The organism is Streptomyces sp. NPDC023481, assembly GCF_055560195.1.
Map to the genome: position 1 here is coordinate 273831 of NZ_JBVHJE010000007.1, position 17990 is coordinate 291820.

Consider the following 17990-nt stretch of genomic DNA (forward strand, 5'->3'; position numbering starts at 1 on the left):
GAAGAAAGACATGATCAAGCCCCCGTTTCCTCGTCGGCTTTCGACCTGGTCGGATGTGGTCGAATTTTTACCGACCGGGTGAGCGTAATCACGTGTGCGAACGTGCGTCAAGGGGTGGAAAATGCGGTCGCCGCCTGCGGCTGAGGCCGGATCGAAAGGGTGGCCGGATTGCGGATGAAGGAGGAGATGACGCCCTGCTGACGCTATATCTGGATCTTCGGCTATGTCTGGCTTGCGGGGGGTTGCGAGGTCCGGAACGGCGGATGTCCCCTGGTCGGCCGCCACGCGGAAGTTCCGGTTCCAGCCACCTGCCAATGATCGATAGCAGGTGTGGTTTTCGGTCATGGCCCTGACTCGTCCGTGCCGGGGCTGTGGGAACGGCCCGGACCTGCGCATAGGTTCGGTATAGGCCAAATATCGAAGCCGCGCAGATGATCGGCGAGCGGTCGAAGGAGAGTCTCCGCTCGGGGTGTCCGGTGAGACTGCCCCTCCTGGACGAGATTGGGCTGCACCACATGGCGACTGTCATCTCGAACCCCGTCGATTTCAATGTGGAGGATCTCTATGTCGACCTGATGCCGGGTCTCGGACGGCGGATCTTCCTCAAGTGCGAGGGGTTCAATTTCTCCGGCTCGGTCAAGATAAAGGCCGCCACCGAAATGGTCCGGGCGATGGAGCGGGCCGGTGGGATTCGCCGGGGCGACACGCTGATCGAGTCGTCCTCGGGAAACATGGGCGTCGCCCTCGCCCTCGTCGCCGCCAGCCGCGGTTACCGCTTCGTCTGCGTGACCGACGCCCGCTGCACCGGCACCGCACGCCGGCTCATGGAGACCTTCGGCACCGAGGTCCACGTCGTCACCGAGCCCGACCCCGAGGGCGGATACCTCGGCGCCCGCCTGGCCCTCGTGGAGCGGCTGCTGGAGAAGAACCCCGAGTACCTGTGGCTGAACCAGTACGCCAACCCCGGCAACTGGACGAGCCACTACCACACCACCGCGCCGGCGATCGCCGAGGCGTTCCCGGGCCTGGACGTGCTGTTCGTCGGCGCGGGCACCACCGGCACCCTCATGGGCTGCGCCACCTACTTCAGGGAGCACCTGCCCGCAGTCCGGGTCGTCGCGATCGACACGGCCGGGTCGGTGACCTTCGGCGGCCCCGCCGGACCCCGGCTGATCCCGGGCCTGGGCACCGGGGTGCGCCCGCCGATCCTCGACCCCTCGCTGGTGGACGACGTCGTGTACGTCTCCGAGCCCGACACGGTCCGCATGTGCCACCGGCTGGCCGGCCAGGGCTTCCTCTTCGGCGGCTCCACGGGCACGGTCGTCAGCGGCGCGCTCGACTGGCTGACCACCCGGGGCGGCACCGACCTCACCGCGGTCGCCGTCGCCCCCGACCTCGGCGCGAGCTACCTGGAGACGCTCTACGACACCGACTGGCTGACCCGGTCGTACGGCCCCGGCCTGCTGGACGCGCCGCCGGGCGCGTGACGGTGGCGCGTCTAGCAGGCCGGGGAGACGTGGGGCGTGCTGGGGGTCGGCGTTCCGCGAGCGGCTTGTCGTACCGGCCCGGTCTGCTCGACGTACGGCCGGGCGCCCGACGGGGGTGCCGACGACACGGCAGGTCGTACGGCGTGCGGGGAGCCGGGGGCGCCGCCCGGGGCTTGTCGTACGGGCCGGGCCGACCGGACACACGGCCGGGCCGCGTGACGGTGGCGTCGGCGGCGGGGGAGGACGTGGAGCGTGAGGGGGCCGGGGCGCTGCGAGCAGTTCGTCGTACCGGCCCGGTCTGCCCGGCGCGCCGCCGGACCGGCGGCGCGGGAGGTCGTACAGCGTGACGGGAGAGGGCGGGATACGCCGTGGACGGTAAGTGGCTGAAGCGGTTCGAGACCACCACGGCCCGCGGGCCGCGCCTGGTGTGCTTCCCGCATGCCGGGGGCGCCGCCAGCAGTTTCCTGCCGTTGGCCCGGGAGCTCGCCCCGGACGTCGACGTCGTCGCCGTCCAGTACCCCGGCCGGCAGGAGCGGTACGGCGAGCCGCCCGTCGAGGACATCGGCCGACTGGCGGACCACATCGCCGCGGCCCTGCGCCCGCTCACCGACGCCCCCTACGCCGTCCTCGGCCACAGCATGGGCGGACTGCTCGCCTACGAGACCGTGCGCCGCCTGGAACGGTGGCGGCTGCCGGAACCGTCCCGGCTGTTCGTCTCCGGGCAGGTGCCGCCCCGCGACCGGCGCACCGACCTCGCCGCCGCCACCGACGACGCCGGGATCGTCGCGGAACTGCGCGCGCTCGGCGGCACCGCGTCGGTCGTCCTCGACGACCCCGACCTGATGGCGCTCGTCCTCCCGGCCGTCCGCGCCGACTACCGGGCGCTGCGCGGCTACACCTGGACCCCCGGGCCCCCGCTGCGCTGCCGGATCAGCGCGCTGGTGGGCGACCGCGACCCGGTGGCCACGGCCGAGGCCGCCGCCGGCTGGGCCGCGTACACTGTCGCCGGGGCCGACGTGACCGAGTTCCGCGGCGGCCACTTCTACCTGGAGGAACGGCTCACCGAGGTGGCCGCCCTCATCGACGCCACCCTCGGCGTACACACCGGCTGAGCCCCCCCGGGGCGTGGCCGCCGCGTGTCACCAGCCGAGCGCGTCCTCGTCCGCCCGGGCCTCCAGGGCCGGGACCACCGGGGCGACCGGCGCGACCGGACGCGGCTCGTGGCAGGTGAAGCCGAGGCGGGTCAGGGCCCGGCGCATCTCGGCCACCGTGAAGTCGCGGCGGTTCTGCCGGGTGATCACCTCGCCGACCTGCATCACGGGGTAGACGCGGCGGCCGATGGTCACGGACACGCCGGTGACGGGTTCCGGCGTGATGCCGCTCATGGCCTGCTCGACCTCGCTCTTGATCAGGTCGAACGGGAAACGGGCGATGACACAGCGCATGGATGCCTCCACGGGGTGGGAAGACGGCGGTCAGGGCGTGAGGGCGAGGACGCCCAGGGCGTATCCGTGTTCGTCGATCACGGGGGACACGTCGAGGGTCCGTCCCCGCATGGCGGCTTCCGCGTCGCCGAGCGCGGCCCCGGACGAGGTGAACGGGCCGCGGTCCAGCGCGATGTCCCGCAGCCGGGTCCGGTCGCTGTACCAGGAGCCGCCGCGGTGCGCGGTGAGCTGGGCCCGGGTGACCAGGCCCGCGCACCGCCCGTCGTCGTCGAGGAGCAGCAGGTGCGCCACGCGCGCACCGATGAGCACGGACAGGGCCACGTCGACGGCCATGTGGTCGTCGACCTGCGGTCCGGGAGCGTGCATGGCGTCACCGGCGGTCAGACCGGTGCCGCAGGAGGGGTGGGTTCGGGACGGAAACGGCGTCAAGGGCTTCTCCTCTTCGTCGGGTCGGACGGGTCGGGCGTCGGCCCGTCCGGTCCGCTGGAGTGCGTCCCGCTGCTCCGGCTACGCGGCGTTCCGCGGACCGGACCGACGGCCCCGGCCCTGCTCGCCCCGGCCGCCGCCCTGCCCGCCGTCCCCGCGGCCGGCTCCCGCGCTCCTGCCGCGCCCCGCGCCACCCCGGCGGCGCCGCCCGGCGGACGAGCCCTTGCCCTCGCGGCGGGCCTCGGCCGGCACGGTGAGGACGACGGGTACGCCGGAGGGCGTCCGGGCGCCGGTGATCCGCTGCAGCTCGGGCTCGCCCGGACGGACCCGGGCGGTGTTCGCGGCGATGCCGGCGTCGCTCATGAGGCGGTCCACCGCGCGCCGCTGGTGCGGCAGGACGAGGGTGACGACGGTGCCGGACTCGCCGGCGCGCGCGGTACGGCCGCCGCGGTGGAGGTAGTCCTTGTGGTCGCCGGGCGGGTCGACGTTCACGACGAGGTCGAGGCCGTCGACGTGGATGCCGCGGGCGGCGACGTTGGTGGCCACCAGGGCGGTGACCTGGCCGTCCTTGAACTGGGCGAGCGTCCGGTTGCGCTGGGACTGGGACTTGCCGCCGTGCAGGGCCGAGGCGCGCACCCCGACGGACAGCAGGTGCTTGGTGAGCCGGTCCACCGCGTGCTTGGTGTCCAGGAACATGATCACGCGCCCGTCGCGGGCGGCGATCTCGGTCGCGGCGGTCTGCTTGTCGTCGTCGTGCACGTGCAGCAGGTGGTGGTCCATGGTGGTGACGGCGCCCGCGGACGGGTCGACCGAGTGCACCACGGGGTCGTGGAGGTAGCGGCGCACCAGGAGGTCGATGTTGCGGTCCAGGGTGGCCGAGAACAGCAACCGCTGGCCGCCGGCGGGCACTTGGTCGAGCAGCGCGGTCACCTGGGGCATGAACCCCATGTCGGCCATCTGGTCGGCCTCGTCCAGCACGGTCACCTGGACCTGGTCGAGCCGGCAGTCCTGCCGTTCGATGAGGTCCTTCAGCCGGCCGGGGGTCGCCACGACGACCTCGGCGCCGCCGCGCAGCGCGCTCGCCTGGCGGCCGATCGACATGCCGCCGACCACGGTGGCGAGCCGCAGCCGCAGGGCGTGGGCGTAGGGCGCGAGCGCGTCGGTGACCTGCTGGGCCAGCTCCCGGGTGGGGACGAGGACGAGGGCCAGCGGCTGCCGGGGCTGGGCCCGCTGTCCGTCCAGCCGGGCCAGCAGCGGCAGGCCGAAGGCGAGGGTCTTGCCCGAGCCGGTACGGCCCCGGCCCAGGACGTCCCGGCCGGCCAGCGCGTTCGGCAGGGTGGCCGCCTGGATCGGGAAGGGCACGGTGACGCCCTCGGTGCCGAGGGCGGCCAACAGCCGTGCGGGCATGTCGAGTTCGGCGAACGTCTCGACCGCCGGCAGCGGTTCGGTGAGGGTGACCGGCAGGGCGAACTCCTGCCGGCGCGAGCCGGAGTGCGCGGCCGTGCCGCCGCCTCGTCCGGTGCCCGGGCGGGCGCCCTGACGGCCCGGCTCCTGGGTGCGCAGACGGCTGCCGCGGGCGGCTCCCGCCGAGCGGGTGGACCTGCGGTCCGAGCGGAAACCGCCGGACGTGCCGCCGGAGCGACGGGGGGTGCGGTTCATGGGGGAACCCTCCTCGATGCGGCGTATCGAGGAATTCCGTCCGGGCGGTGACGACCGCGCGAGGATTCGCAAGAATGAGCCGAAGAAAAAAGTGAAGAGCCGGCTCTCTCGGCGCGTGCGGCCGGAGGCGTCCGTGGTCCGGGGTAATCCGGAAAGGGGCTCGGAGACGAGCGGTGGCCGCTCAGTTCATGAGTTGGGGCCCGCACCCCGAGAGCGCGGGCCCCAGCCACATGATGCGCGAACCTCAGGTTCGCGACTGTTTCGCGTCAGCGTCAGGCGGGAACGATGTTCTCGGCCTGCGGGCCCTTCTGGCCCTGCGTGACGTCGAAGGTCACCTTCTGGCCTTCCTGAAGCTCGCGGAAGCCGGAGGTGGCGATGTTCGAGTAGTGCGCGAACACGTCGGCGCCGCCGCCGTCCTGCTCGATGAAGCCGAAGCCCTTTTCCGCGTTGAACCACTTCACGGTGCCAGATGCCATATTGAATCTCCCTCGGAGGGCAGTGCCGGACTCCGCACTTTGCGGAGCCGAGTCGCCGCGATGATCACCCCTCCGGAAGGATCCGGAAAGCTCTGCAAAGAAAAAATTCTCTGGCAACCAAAACTGCAACTGGTATCACGCTAACACACGCCGGGTGCCGACGCCCGGGTGTTTTGCGCTACATCCGGCAATTCTCGTGCCGTGGCGGACCGAAATTCTGTACCGGCGGGACTAGATATGCGCACCGGGCTCGCCCAGCCGCCGGCGCAGGTCCCGGTTCTGGCGCAGGGCGTCGTCCAGCTGGTCCTCCAGCCCGACGATGCGGCACGCGGCCTCGACGGGCGTGCCCTGGTCGACCAGTTCCCGGGCGCGGGCGGCCACCCGCAGCTGCCGGCGCGAGTACCGGCGGTGACCACCCTGTGAACGCAGGGGTGTGATCAGCCCGGCCTGGCCGACGGCCCGCAGGAAGGCGGGGGTGATGCCGAGGACGTCGGCGGCGCGGCCCATGGTGTAGGCGGGGTAGTCGTCGTCGTCCAGGTTGCCGGCGGCAGGGACGTTCTCGGCGGGCATGGCACCTTCGTTTCGACGGACGCGACGGAGGACCCACCGTGCACGACACCCGCGGACCTCACCCGCAACCCTAACGCCGCCACCCCCACAGATCTCCTCCCGCCGCGACAGCTTTCCGCAGGGTTCACCTGCGCAGTGCTCATACGATCCGTTAGCCCTGGCGGGCGCACACCGCGAGTCCCGCGCCCCGCGGGTGGCCGCGCCGCGGCCGTCGAGGCCGCCGCCGAGGACGGCCGTGTACCGGACGGCCCGACGATCGCCCCGGGCCGTACCGTCCGCACGCAGGCGCTCCGCACGGCCTCACCGCCCGCCCGTCACGAGGGCGGCAGCAGGTCCGTGGCCGGGTCGCCCATGAAGATGCTGTGGGTGCCGGGGACCTGTTCCGCCAGGCCCGGGGGGATGACGTGGACGAAGCTGCCCGCGCAGCCGGGAACGTTGTGGACCAGGGCCGGTATGTCCGTGACGTTGAAGACGGTCGACAGGTGGGGTATCTCGATGCAGCCCGTCGGGTTGCCGAGGCGGACCCCGTCGATCGCCAGGTAGCCGTTCGTGGCGTACGCCGACGAGGGGACGGCGAGTGCCAGCACCCCGGCGGCGCCGAGTGTGGCGAGTGTCGAGCCGATGCGACGCATGGACCCTCCTGACGTGCGGCCGGGCCCATCCCGGCCCTGTAACCGACCGTACGGACCCGCCTGCGTACTGCATCCCGGCGTCCTCCGTACGGGCTACCCCGTGCCCGGCCTGGTTGACATTACATACGGTCGATCGCATTCTTTGGTGATGACGTCCTTCACCGAGGAGACCGACCCGTACTGCCTCCCCGTCCTCGACGCCGCGGCCCTCCTGTTCGACGCCCCCTGGCAGCGCTACGCCGTCATCGGCGACAGCCTCTCCGCCGGGACGGGGGACAGGAGCGCCGGCTACGGCGACCAGGGCTGGTCCGACCGGTTCGCGCACATCCTGCGGCAGGTGCGGCCCCGCCTCGCCTACCTGAACACCGCGGTGGACGGCGCCACGACGGCCGACACCCTCGCCCACCAGACCCCCGCCCTGCGGGAGTTCGCCCCGGACCTGCTGCACCTCCCGTGCGGCGCCAACGACCTGCTGCGCCGGACACCGGACTTCGGGGACATCGAGCGGAACCTGCGCCGGATGTACGAGGTGGCGGCCGCGACCGGCGCGCAGCTCACGACGTTCACCCTGGGCCGTGCCTACGTCGTCCCCGTCTTCGCCGACTGGACGCGGCGCGTGCGCACCCTGAACGCCCTCACGCGCACCCTCGCCGCCGAGTACGGCGCCGTGGTGGTCGACATGTGGGACCACCCCGTCAACGCGCGCGAGGACCTGCTGAGTGCGGACCGTATCCACTTCTCCACCTCCGGCCAGGCCGTCATGGCCGGCGAGATGGTCCGGGCGCTCGCCGCCACCCTCGCCCACCGCACGCCCTGAGCCCACGCACGCCCCGAGCCCACCGGACGCCCCGGACCCGACGCCGCCCCCGCCCTCGTACCCGAGAGGTACGATCGACCGTATGGACATCTCGCGGGCGGACACGGTGTCGGTCACGGACAAGCGCCTGCTCAAAGGGGCGCGCACGCGGGAGACCGCGCTGCGGCGCGCCGTCGACATCGCCTCGCTCGACGGGCTGGACGACGTGAGCTTCGGCCGGCTCGCCGCCGACACCGGCATGAGCAAGGCGGGCATCCAGACCCTCTTCAGGTCCAAGGAACTGCTCCAGCTCGCGACCGTCGACGTCGCGCGCGACATGTTCATCGACGCGGTCATCCGCCCGGCGCGGGAGGCGGCGCCCGGAGCCGACCGGCTGCGCGCCCTGATCGAGCACTGGATCGACTACGCCAAGGCCCCGCTGTTCGAAGGCGGTTGCTTCCGCGTCGCCAACATCGCCCGCTTCGACAGCAGGCCCGGCCCGGTCCGCGACGCCCTGGTGCGCCACCAGCGGGAGTGGCTCGACACCCTCGGCACGGAACTGCGGAACGCCGTCGCGGCCCACGAGATCGCCGAACTCGACGTCGACCTCGCGGTGTTCCAGATCGACTCCGTGCTCTGCGCGGCCAACACGGCGCTGCGCCTTGGCGACGAGGGCGTCGTCGCCAAGGTCCGCAGCACCGTGGACGCGCTGCTGAAGACGGTCTGAACCCACCCGCGCGCAGGCCGCCCGCGCCCCATCACGCCTTGGCCGAGGGCGTCTTCGGCAGGAGGAAGACCAGCAGGGCCGCGAGCGCCGCGATGGCGGAGGTCGTCAGGGACGTCAGCGCGAACGCGTGGCCCGCCGCGTGGACCGTGCCGCCCGAGGTGACGCCCGCCCGGAAGGAGTGGAAGAACACCGCTCCGACGACCGCCACCCCCAGCGCGGCGCCGACCTGCTGGGCGGTGGACAGCGAACCCGAGGCCATACCCGCCCACCGGGGATCGATCCGTACCAGGACCGTGTTGAGCAGCGGGGTGATCAGCAGCCCGCCCCCCACGCTCTGCAGCATCAGGGTCGGGACGACGAGCAGGGGCGTCAGCCGCGGCCCGGACAGCAGGACCACCGCGGTCGTCAGATAGCCGGCCGCCAGGACGACCGCACCGACCTGGAGGACGCGGCGGCCGAACCGCGGGACGAGCCGTCCGGCGATCAGGCTGCAGACGAAGAAGGTCACCGCATGCGGCGTGTAGACCAGCCCGGAACCGAGGGCCGACATGCCGAGCCCGTCCTGCATCGACACGGACAGCGCCAGGTAGTACGAGGTCAGCAGCGCGTACACGGCGAGGACCAGCACGATACCGAGCGAGAACGAGCGCTGCGCGAACAGCGACGGCGTGATCAGCGGCTCACCACCGCGCCGCTCCACCGCCCGCTCCAGCGCGACGAAGACCGCGAACGCCACCAGGCTGCCCGCGAGGCACGCCCACGTCCACCAGGGCCAGCCCGCCTCCCGCCCCTGGATGAGCGGGTAGGTGAGCAGCAGCAGGGCCGTGCTGAGGACCAGCACGCCGGGCACGTCGAGCCGGCGCGTCCGCTCCGCCCTGGACTCCGGTACGACCTTCAGGGCCGTCAGGATCGTGGCGACGCCGATGGGGACGTTCACCCAGAACACCGAGCGCCAGCCGGAGTGGAAGAGGTCGGCGCCGATCAGGAGGCCGCCGACCAGCTGACCGCTGACCGACGCCATGCCGACGACGACCCCGAGGACACCGAAGACCCGGTGCCGGCCCCGCTCAGGCACCGTCAGCGTGATGACGGCGAAGACCTGCGGGACCATCAGTGCCGCGCCGAGCCCCTGGACGATGCGGGCGCCGATGAGCACGCCCGGGTCGCCGGCCAGGGCGCAGGCGACGGACGACAGCGTGAAGACGGCCGTACCGGTGACGAAGACGCGTCTGCGGCCGTACAGGTCCGCGAGCCGGCCGCCGGTGATCAGTAGGACCGCGTAGCTCAACTGGTAGCCGGCCAGGACCCATTGCAGCTCGCCCGCGGTGGCCTTCAGTTCGCTCTGGATGGCCGGGCCGGCCACGACGACGATGAACGAGTCGAGGACCGCCATGAACATCCCGACCATGACGGTCGACAGCGCGGCCCAGGGCACCGCGTCCCGCGGCCCGGGCTGCGCGCGGTGCGCCGCCTTGAGTGTGTGACCTGCATTCGACACGGGGCGTATCCCTTTCACGGCAAGACGCACGGGCCCGGGGACCCGGGCTCGCCGTTCAGAATACGCACGACCGTATGTTTACTTCAATCGCCTGTCGGAAGCGCCGGTGCGCCGCCGTCCGCGTCCGCGTGCTCAGCCGGCGCTGCCCGCCGACTCGCTGGCGGCGCGGCGGTACTCGGCGTTGATGCGCTGGGCTTCCTCCAGCTGGTCCTCGAGGATGACGATGCGGCACGCGGCCTCGATGGGGGTGCCCTTGTCGACCAGCTCGCGGGCGCGCGCGGCGATCCGCAACTGGTAGCGGGAGTACCGGCGGTGGCCGCCCTCCGAGCGCAGCGGGGTGATCAGCCGGGCCTCACCGATGGCTCGCAGGAAGGCGGGGGTGGTGCCGAGCATCTCGGCCGCCCGGCCCATCGTGTACGCGGGGTAGTCGTCGTCGTCCAGACGATCATTCAGTGGATTGTCCGATGTCATGTCACCTCGCTGTGCAACGCGTCGAGGGGCCCCGGTGCCGTACGGCACCAGGGCCCCGAAGGAAATTCAACACCATCTGTCGGCCCTACTGCGGTGCCGACCTTCTGTATCCGTGACCGGGGACCACCATCCCATCGTGTCTGGCGGGTGTCGCTCGACCTTGTCTACGTGAAGAAGCGTACCCACGTCGGGAGCGAAAATCTACAGTGACAGGAGAAGATTTCACTCCTCCGGTGGAGCAGGCTCCCTGTCGTGACCGACCCTCGCGGGTCCGGGACGCGGCCGGGCCGCATAAGCTCTGCTGTCATGTCGAACCCTGATGAGCTGCTCGTCGCCATCTCCGCCGCGGTGGAGTCCGAGCGGAGCAATCAGATGTCGCTGACCGTGGTCGTCGGCGGCGCCGTCATCACCGGCAGGCTGGCTCCCGAGGCCGTCTGGCGGGAGCGGGTGGCGGAGGTCCTGAAGGACTCCGACCGTCTCGGCCCGTTCTCGGACGTCTTCGCCCGCGGGCCGGGAGGCGGCGGGGCGGGGCGCGGCGAGCCGCCCACGCATCTGCACTTCCACCTCGCCCGCATCCTCCAGGGCAGCCTCGGCATCCCGGAGACGGGCGGCATGTACCGGGTCGCGATCAAGGACGTCAGCGCCTGGACCGTGGGCGATCTGAGCTACTTCGACCAGTGAGCCGCCGGCCTCGCCCCCGGGCCGGCCGGTAGCCGTCTTCGAGCGGGCGGCGGAGACACGGCGGTGGGGCCCTGCCGACGCGCGTCGACAGGGCCCCACCGGGCCGGGCTGATCCGCCGGAAAGCCTAGGCGGCCGAGCCGTTACCGGACCGGCGCGGCGCCCTGCGGCGCGCCTCCGCGCCGGCGGGCCGGCCCTGGCCCGCGCGGCCCCGGCGGCTCGGGGACGGCGAGGACGCCCGGCGGGGACGTTCCACGGCGGGCGCGGTGATGACCACCGGGACGCCGGAGGGCGCCTGCGCACCCGTGATGCGGCTCAGCTCCGCCTCGCCCGAGCGGACCGGCGTGACGCGCGGGGTGATGCCGGCCGAGGCCATCAGCCGGGTCATGCCGCGCCGCTGGGCCGGGGTCACGAGTGTGACGACGCTGCCGGACTCCCCGGCGCGGGCCGTACGGCCGCCACGGTGCAGGTAGTCCTTGTGATCGCTGGGCGGATCGACGTTGACGACCAGGTCGAGGCTGTCGACGTGGATGCCGCGGGCGGCGACGTTGGTGGCCACCAGGACGGTGACGTGACCGTCCTTGAACTGCGCCAGCGTCCGGGTGCGCTGCGGCTGGGACCGGCCGCCGTGCAGGGCCGCGGCGCGGACACCGCTGTTCAGCAGGTCCCTGGTCAGCCGGTCCACGGCGTGCTTGGTGTCCAGGAACATGATGACCCGGCCGTCCCGGGCCGCGATCTCGGTGGTCGTACGGTGCTTGTCCGTCTCGTGGACGTGCAGCACGTGGTGCTCCATCGTGCTGACGGCGCCGGCCGACGGGTCGACGGAGTGCACCACCGGGTCGGTCAGGTAGCGGCGGACGAGCAGGTCGACGTTGCGGTCCAGGGTGGCGGAGAACAGCAGCCGCTGGCCGTCGGGGCGCACCTGGTCGAGCAGGGCGGTGACCTGGGGCATGAAGCCCATGTCCGTCATCTGGTCGGCCTCGTCCAGCACGGTGACGCGGACGTCGTCGAGCCGGCAGTCACCCCGGTCGATGAGGTCCTTGAGCCGGCCGGGGGTCGCCACGACCACGTCCGCGCCGGTCCGCAGCGCACCGGCCTGCCTGCCGAGGGACATGCCGCCGACGACGGTGGCGAGGCGCAGGCCCACGGAGCGGGCGTAGGGGGCGAGCGCGTCGGTGACCTGCTGGGCCAGCTCACGGGTGGGCACGAGGACCAGGGCCGACGGCCGGCGCGGTTCGGCGCGCCGTCCCGCCGTGCGCGCCAGTACCGCCAGGCCGAAGGCGAGGGTCTTGCCCGATCCGGTGCGGCCGCGGCCCAGTACGTCCCGGCCGGCCAGGGAGTTCGGCAGGGTCGCCGCCTGGATCGGGAACGGCACGGTCACGCCCTCGTGCCGGAGTGTGGCCAGCAGCGGCGCCGGCATGGCGAGTTCGGCGAACGACTCGACGGCGGGCGACGCGGGCGTGACCGTCTTCGGCAGTGCGAACTCACGGGAAATGCGGGCGCGGGCGTGGGTGGGGCGGGTGCGGTTCATGCGGAACCTTCCTCGATGCGGGCGCGTATCAAGGAATTTCCGCAGCATGAAGAGCGGCGCAGAGAATCGCGAGAACGGGCCGGAGGCAACAGGGCCTGATCGCCCTGGAAACAAAGCGAGCCGGGGCCCGCACCCCAAAGGTGCGGGCCCCAGCTGCGAAGTATGCGGCAGTGCCGGTGCGTCAGGCGGGAACGATGTTCTCGGCCGTCGGGCCCTTCTGGCCCTGCGCGATGTCGAACGACACCTTCTGGCCTTCCTGCAGCTCACGGAAGCCGGAGGCGGCGATGTTCGAGTAGTGGGCGAAGACGTCGGGGCCGCCGCCGTCCTGCTCGATGAAGCCGAAGCCCTTTTCCGCGTTGAACCACTTCACGGTGCCGGTAGCCATGTTGTTTCCCTTCGGAGACGGTTTCAGGAACACGCCCTGTGCGTATTCCGTGTCGCCGTGATGATCGGCCGTCGGAAAAACCTTCTGGCAACCACAACTGCAACTGATGACGACAGTAGCACGTGGATCTCGGCCCTGCGCGGTCAGGAATTCCAGGCCGGCCGCGGTCGCAGGAATAGTTGTTGTGCGCCGCGTCGATTTCTTGTGTCGCCACCACAGATATTGCCTTCCGGTGGAACAGCCCCGCATCGAGCGTTTCCGGGCGCACCGCTCTGACCTCCCACGACGGTCCCCACGGCCCCGCGGCCGCCCTCGGCGGACGGAACACCGGCGACCCGGCCCGGCCCCGGGGAGGGAGACGAAGGCCACAGGACGGCCGGACGGCTCGGACGCGGCCCCGCCGGCTCCTGCCCCGGCCCCGGCGCGCGGGCGCCCCTCGCCGCGAGGACGACGCACACCACCGCCAGCGGCAGCTCCGCGCCGCACGCCATCGCCACCGCGGAGACCAGATCGGCGCCCGGGGCCGCCGTCATGGTGTCGAACCAGGCGTCGACCACCAGCAGCGTCGCGGTGGCGGTCGCCGTCAGCGGGTGCAGCCGGTGCAGCCGGTGGCCGTGCCTGGCCAGCAGCCCCGTGGTGAGCAGCCCCAGGGACTCCAGGGTGTCCAGGCCGGCCCAGACGATCCGCCGGTCCCCGGTGACACCGGCCGGGGGCAGGCCGCAGGCCAGCGCGACCAGCCACGGCAGCAGGGCCAACCCGCAGCCGATCAGCAGGTGTTCGACGCGGTACCGGTGGCGGATCCCGCCGCCGGCCGGCCGGTGCGGGGCCCGCTGCGGTCGGCGGTCACTCGGCGCGCTCATAGGATCCGTCCCCTCGCGTTCGCTGCTGCGGCTCTTCCTCACGGCCTCAAGCCTCGGCCGGGCGGCGATCACTGTCAGTAACGCGGACGCCCGTTCCGGGGTGGCACCAGGTACACCCCCGGAGCGGATGCCCATGCCATGGATCACCCCTGACCTCGGCCTATACCGTCTTCCCATGCATACGACTGCCCGCCTGCGGCGCGGCATCACCCAGCCGTTCCGAGGAGTCGGACGCCCGGTCGCGTTCCTCGCCACGGGTGTCCTGATCCAGCTCGGCCCGCTGCTCGTCCTGGCACTGCCCTGGATGCTCTTCGTGCCGACCGCGATGTGGGCCGTCCTCCTCGCGGTGCTCGTCCCGACGGCCGCCGTCGCGCTGGCCTGGCCGCTCCTGACGGCGGCGCAGCACGGCCGTTTCCGCTCCCGGCTCGGCGTGGACATCCCCCCGCCGTACACGGGGCGGCGGCCCGGGCCGCTCGCGTGGCCGCGGAGCCCGGCGGGACGGCGGCAGCTGCTGTACCACCTGCTCGACGGGCCGCTCCTCGCCCTCGCGGCGGCCCTCGTCCTGCTGACGTGGACCGTGGCCGGCGTGGCCGCCTCGGTCTACGTGTGGCTCTGGCTGGTGCCCCTCGACTGGCGCGCCGACCACCCCGGTTACACCACGTGGGCGGCCTACGTCACCGCGGCGGGCGCGGCCCTGCTGTACCTGGCGGCCTGGCTGTCCGGCGCCCTGGCCCGGCTCGACACCCGCGTCGGGACCGTCCTGCTCGGGCCCAGCCGGGAGGAGCAGTTGGCCCGCCGGGTCGAGGACCTGACCGAGAGCAGGGCGGGCCTGGTGGACGCCGTGGACGCCGAACGGCGGCGCATCGAGCGGGACCTGCATGACGGCGCCCAGCAGCGGCTGGTCTCCCTGGCGGTCAACCTGGGACTGGCCCGGGCGACGCTCGGCGACCTGCCCGAGGGCGCCCGGCACGCGATCGACGAGGCGCACCGGGAGGCGAAGGAGGCGATAGAGGAGCTGAGCGGTCTGGTGCGCGGACTGCACCCGGCCGTCCTGGAGGACCGCGGCCTCGACGCGGCGATCTCGGGTCTCGCGGCGAGGGCCCCGATTCCGGTACGGGTACGGGCGGACCTGCCGTCGCGGCCGTCGCCCACCGTCGAGGCCGTCGCCTACTTCGTCGTCTCCGAGGCGCTGACGAACGTGGTGAAGCACGCCGAGGCGTCCCGGGCCGAGGTCACCGTGGAGCGTTTCGGGCCGACCCTGCTGGTCGTCGTCAGCGACGACGGCGTGGGCGGCGCCGACCCCGCCGGCGGCACGGGTCTCGCGGGCCTGGCCGGACGGGTCGCCGCGGTGGATGGCACGCTGTCGGTCGACAGCCCCGTCGGGGGGCCGACCGTGATGACCGTGGAGCTGCCGTGCGTGCCGTGATCGCCGAGGATTCCGTACTGCTCCGGATCGGTGTCGTCAAGGTCCTGGAGATGGCCGGGTTCGAGGTGGTCGCCGAGGCGGGCGACGCCGGGACGCTGCTGAAGGCGGTCGAGGAGCACCGGCCGGACCTCGCGGTCGTGGACGTCCGCATGCCCCCCGGGTTCACGGACGAGGGCGTGCGCGCGGCGCTGGTCATCAAGCAGCAGTCACCGGGGACGGCGGTCCTGCTGCTCTCCCAGTACGTGGAGGAGCGGTACGCGGCCGACCTGCTGGCCGCGCACACCTCGGGTATCGGCTATCTGCTCAAGCAACGGGTCGCGGACGTCGAGGAGTTCGCCGACGCACTGCGCCGGGTCGCGGCCGGCGGCACCGTACTGGACCCGCAGGTGGTCTCCCAGCTCCTGGTACGCCGCCACAGCGACCCCCTGGACCGGCTCACCCCCCGGGAGCGCGAGGTCCTCGAACTGATGGCGAGCGGCCGGTCCAACGCCGGCATAGCCGGTCGGCTCGTGATCAGCGAGAGCGCGGTGGCCAAACACATCAACAACATCCTCGCCAAACTGGACCTCCCGAAAACGGACACGGCCCACCGCCGGGTACTCGCCGTCCTGCGGTTCCTCGGCGTGTCCTGAGCCCGGGCGTCCCCGACGTCGGGTCAGCCGCCCCGCGCGATCCACTCGTTGCCCCCCAGCGGGTAGTCGTACCCCGGGCGGCCCGTGTCGGCGCTGGTGCGGAACGGGGTGCCGTCGGCGTCGACGTGGACGGTGCCGCGGCGGCCGCCGCTCGACCAGTCGAGGGTGAGGTCCCACCGCACGTCGTGCGCCCTGGTGTGGGCGGTGACGTAGAAGACCTCCGGGTCGGACTCGCTGACCTTGTACGGGAAGTCGCGCTGGCCGTTCCCGGCGGTGACCGTGGGGCTGCCGTCGTCGAGGTCGACGTCGAACGACTTCGTGTCGACACCGCCGCCGCAGCCGACGCCCATCGAGTAGTCGTTCCAGGCGAGCGGCGCGCCCTTGGTGAGGACGCGCACATGCAGCGCCTCCAGGACGACGGTGTCCTCGCCGGTGCCCTGGACGGTGAGGGCGACCCGCTGTTCGCCCGAGGACACCGCGCCGTACGCGGCGGCCCAGCGCGGGGCGTCCTGCTCGCTCGCCGGCGGACCGACCTGCGCGGGTTCGCTGTCGACCAGGAAGTGCTGGCTGCACGGGCTGTCGTAGACGTAGGGGCGGGTGCCGACGGTGAGCGGTACGGCGTCGGAGGCACCGCCGTCGGTGCGCGGGTGCCCGCCCGGGCCGCCCTCCCCGGAAGCGCCGCCTTTGGGGGATCCGCTCGGGGTGGGGGAGGCGGAGGCGGACGGTTTGTGTCCCTTCGCGCTCGGGGACGGCGGGGCGGACGGCTTCTCCCGCACCGGCGTGCCGGTGGGCGTGACGGTGACACCGGGCGCCTGCCGGCCCGCCGTGTCGGACCCGCCGCCCGACGGGCGGACGGCGAGCACCACGGCGCCGAGCACGGCGGCCGCGGCGGCGCAGGCGATCAGCACGGTACGGCGACGACGCGACGGCGACGGGTCGCGCGGCCCGTCGGCGACCACCGGCTCACCGTCCCCGCCTCCGTCCCGCCCGTCCGGTGCGGCGGGATCCCGGCTCACCGGCGGGTCCGGCGTCTCCCGCGCGTCAGCCGTCCGCCGGGCGTCACCCGTACCGGCGGAACCGGACGCACCGGTGGCCTGCGCCACGCCCGTCGCCGACGCCCTGCTCCCGCGTGCCGCGTCGGCCAGGATCCAGTGCCGGTGCAGCTCCACCAGCTCCTCGGGGGTCGCCCGGCACACCCTCGCCAGGCGCTCCACCGGTGCGTACTCCACCGGTACCGCCGTGCCGTTGCAGTAGCGGTGCAGTGTCGACGTGCTCATGTGCAGCCGCTTGGCGAGCGTCCCGTAGCTGAGTCCCGAGCGGTCCTTCAGCTCTCGCAGCAGCCGGGCGAACGCCTCCGTTCCGCCGTTCCCCGTCGTCCCCGACACCCGTTCCCCGTCCCCTCGTGTCCCAGCCGCTCGTTCCAGGGTCCCCGTGTCTCCCCTGGTCAGCGTGTGTTTCGGCGTTCCAGCGTCCCCAACTGCCCGCCGGTCGTGGCGGCCGGCACGGATCACCTCGCACGCTTCGGTCATCCAATCACCACCCCCACCCGAACACCGAAGGGGCAAGCCGCATGTCCAGCCTCCGCACCACCCGCACCCGTCTCGCCGGCGCCGCCACGACCGCCGTACTCGCCGCGCTCTCCCTGACCGCGTGCCAGGACGGCACCGGTGTCCATGTCTCGGGCACGCCGGCGGCGGCCACCACCGCCACCGCCGACTCCCCCGCCACCGCGCCGCCCGGCACCGGTACCGACTCCGCCGCCCCGCAGGGCCGGCCCGCCACCGGTACGGCACGGGCCACCGCGGGCACGGCACGGGCCACCGCCGGTACGTCCACGGCGAAGGCGGGCGCCCCCTCCGGCACACCGGTCACGTGCGAGGGGTCGAACACGAAGACGGTCGCGGCCCCCCTGAACCGCCCGGTGAACCACATGCTGCTCACGGTGACCAACACCGGTCACCGCACGTGCCACCTCTACGGCTACCCGGCCGTCCGCTTCGGCGAGGCCCAGTCGGTGCCCCCGGTCATCGAGGCCTCGCAGCCGCAGGCGGTCGTCACGCTCCGGCCGGGCGAGTCCGGCTACGCCTCCGTGAACCTGTCCGCCACGGACGGCAGCGGCTCGAACGGCCACACCGTGACGTCCCTGACCGTCTCCTTCCAGGGCCGTTCCGGCACCGGGAGCGCCGGCACGGGCGCGCACCCCTCGCTGCCGGCGAAGGGCGTCTACGTGGACGACTCCCTCAAGGTCACCTACTGGCAGCAGTCGATGGACGACGCCGTCCAGTGGTGA

General features: G+C 72.8%; 20 protein-coding genes. 8 read left to right on the forward strand and 12 right to left on the reverse strand.

Annotation, left to right across the window (positions count from 1 at the left end):
* Positions 1–515: 515 nt before the first annotated feature.
* Entirely contained in the window at positions 516–1487 is a 972-nt protein-coding gene (gene sbnA, locus ACZ3ZD_RS17070) for a 2,3-diaminopropionate biosynthesis protein SbnA (protein WP_467397699.1), read from the forward strand.
* A 368-nt stretch (positions 1488–1855) separates the two neighbouring features.
* Positions 1856–2599 carry a thioesterase II family protein gene (locus tag ACZ3ZD_RS17075; RefSeq protein WP_467397702.1) on the forward strand — a complete coding sequence of 248 codons (744 nt, stop codon included), beginning with the start codon at positions 1856–1858 and terminating at the stop codon, positions 2597–2599.
* Between the two features lie 27 nt (positions 2600–2626).
* On the opposite strand, the gene ACZ3ZD_RS17080 is transcribed toward ACZ3ZD_RS17075, so the two are convergent.
* The 6 genes from ACZ3ZD_RS17080 to ACZ3ZD_RS17105 all read right to left on the reverse strand — a co-directional run bounded on the left by ACZ3ZD_RS17080 (position 2627) and on the right by ACZ3ZD_RS17105 (position 6695).
* A complete protein-coding gene (locus tag ACZ3ZD_RS17080) occupies positions 2627–2932 on the reverse strand; it encodes an SCO5918 family protein (protein ID WP_467397704.1) in 306 nt (101 codons plus the stop codon).
* Between the two features lie 30 nt (positions 2933–2962).
* Positions 2963–3298 (reverse strand): CBS domain-containing protein, encoded by a 336-nt coding sequence (locus ACZ3ZD_RS17085; RefSeq protein ID WP_467397880.1) that lies wholly within the window; start codon positions 3296–3298, stop codon positions 2963–2965.
* A 141-nt stretch (positions 3299–3439) separates the two neighbouring features.
* Complete coding sequence (locus tag ACZ3ZD_RS17090) at positions 3440–5017, reverse strand: DEAD/DEAH box helicase (RefSeq protein WP_467397707.1); 1578 nt, start codon at positions 5015–5017, stop codon at positions 3440–3442.
* A gap of 272 nt (positions 5018–5289) precedes the next feature.
* The gene (locus ACZ3ZD_RS17095) at positions 5290–5493 is read right to left on the reverse strand and encodes a cold-shock protein (protein ID WP_007383480.1); all 204 of its coding nucleotides are present in this window, start codon (positions 5491–5493) and stop codon (positions 5290–5292) included.
* A 231-nt stretch (positions 5494–5724) separates the two neighbouring features.
* Positions 5725–6063, reverse strand: coding sequence for a MerR family transcriptional regulator (locus tag ACZ3ZD_RS17100; RefSeq protein WP_467397709.1), 339 nt, complete (start codon positions 6061–6063; stop codon positions 5725–5727).
* A gap of 314 nt (positions 6064–6377) precedes the next feature.
* The gene (locus ACZ3ZD_RS17105; protein WP_467397712.1) at positions 6378–6695 is read right to left on the reverse strand and encodes a hypothetical protein; all 318 of its coding nucleotides are present in this window, start codon (positions 6693–6695) and stop codon (positions 6378–6380) included.
* Positions 6696–6843: 148 nt separating this feature from the next.
* On the opposite strand from ACZ3ZD_RS17105, the gene ACZ3ZD_RS17110 reads away from it, so the two are divergent.
* A complete protein-coding gene (locus tag ACZ3ZD_RS17110; protein ID WP_467397715.1) occupies positions 6844–7512 on the forward strand; it encodes an SGNH/GDSL hydrolase family protein in 669 nt (222 codons plus the stop codon).
* Between the two features lie 82 nt (positions 7513–7594).
* Positions 7595–8218: a TetR/AcrR family transcriptional regulator gene (locus ACZ3ZD_RS17115; protein ID WP_467397717.1), complete on the forward strand. Its 624-nt coding sequence runs from the start codon at positions 7595–7597 to the stop codon at positions 8216–8218.
* 31 nt (positions 8219–8249) lie between these two features.
* Here the strand turns inward: ACZ3ZD_RS17115 and ACZ3ZD_RS17120 are convergent, their stop codons facing one another.
* Entirely contained in the window at positions 8250–9716 is a 1467-nt protein-coding gene (locus tag ACZ3ZD_RS17120; RefSeq protein ID WP_467397720.1) for an MFS transporter, read from the reverse strand.
* A 132-nt stretch (positions 9717–9848) separates the two neighbouring features.
* Complete coding sequence (locus tag ACZ3ZD_RS17125) at positions 9849–10187, reverse strand: MerR family transcriptional regulator (protein WP_467397722.1); 339 nt, start codon at positions 10185–10187, stop codon at positions 9849–9851.
* Between the two features lie 306 nt (positions 10188–10493).
* Here ACZ3ZD_RS17125 and ACZ3ZD_RS17130 point away from each other — a divergent pair, with 306 nt between their 5' ends.
* Complete coding sequence (locus tag ACZ3ZD_RS17130; protein ID WP_467397725.1) at positions 10494–10868, forward strand: hypothetical protein; 375 nt, start codon at positions 10494–10496, stop codon at positions 10866–10868.
* Between the two features lie 125 nt (positions 10869–10993).
* Here the strand turns inward: ACZ3ZD_RS17130 and ACZ3ZD_RS17135 are convergent, their stop codons facing one another.
* The 3 genes from ACZ3ZD_RS17135 to ACZ3ZD_RS17145 all read right to left on the reverse strand — a co-directional run bounded on the left by ACZ3ZD_RS17135 (position 10994) and on the right by ACZ3ZD_RS17145 (position 13642).
* A complete protein-coding gene (locus ACZ3ZD_RS17135) occupies positions 10994–12397 on the reverse strand; it encodes a DEAD/DEAH box helicase (protein ID WP_467397727.1) in 1404 nt (467 codons plus the stop codon).
* Between the two features lie 181 nt (positions 12398–12578).
* Complete coding sequence (locus ACZ3ZD_RS17140) at positions 12579–12782, reverse strand: cold-shock protein (RefSeq protein ID WP_266518316.1); 204 nt, start codon at positions 12780–12782, stop codon at positions 12579–12581.
* A 143-nt stretch (positions 12783–12925) separates the two neighbouring features.
* Positions 12926–13642 carry a hypothetical protein gene (locus ACZ3ZD_RS17145; protein WP_467397729.1) on the reverse strand — a complete coding sequence of 239 codons (717 nt, stop codon included), beginning with the start codon at positions 13640–13642 and terminating at the stop codon, positions 12926–12928.
* A 175-nt stretch (positions 13643–13817) separates the two neighbouring features.
* Here ACZ3ZD_RS17145 and ACZ3ZD_RS17150 point away from each other — a divergent pair, with 175 nt between their 5' ends.
* Together ACZ3ZD_RS17150 and ACZ3ZD_RS17155 are read left to right on the forward strand one after the other, a co-directional pair.
* Positions 13818–15068 carry a sensor histidine kinase gene (locus ACZ3ZD_RS17150; RefSeq protein WP_467397731.1) on the forward strand — a complete coding sequence of 417 codons (1251 nt, stop codon included), beginning with the start codon at positions 13818–13820 and terminating at the stop codon, positions 15066–15068.
* Positions 15056–15700, forward strand: a complete 645-nt coding sequence (locus ACZ3ZD_RS17155) for a response regulator (protein WP_467397733.1) — start codon at positions 15056–15058, stop codon at positions 15698–15700. Before ACZ3ZD_RS17150 ends, ACZ3ZD_RS17155 begins: the two co-directional genes overlap by 13 nt.
* A gap of 23 nt (positions 15701–15723) precedes the next feature.
* On the opposite strand, the gene ACZ3ZD_RS17160 is transcribed toward ACZ3ZD_RS17155, so the two are convergent.
* A complete protein-coding gene (locus ACZ3ZD_RS17160) occupies positions 15724–17085 on the reverse strand; it encodes a helix-turn-helix domain-containing protein (RefSeq protein ID WP_467397736.1) in 1362 nt (453 codons plus the stop codon).
* 185 nt (positions 17086–17270) lie between these two features.
* On the opposite strand from ACZ3ZD_RS17160, the gene ACZ3ZD_RS17165 reads away from it, so the two are divergent.
* Positions 17271–17990 carry a DUF4232 domain-containing protein gene (locus ACZ3ZD_RS17165; protein WP_467397738.1) on the forward strand — a complete coding sequence of 240 codons (720 nt, stop codon included), beginning with the start codon at positions 17271–17273 and terminating at the stop codon, positions 17988–17990.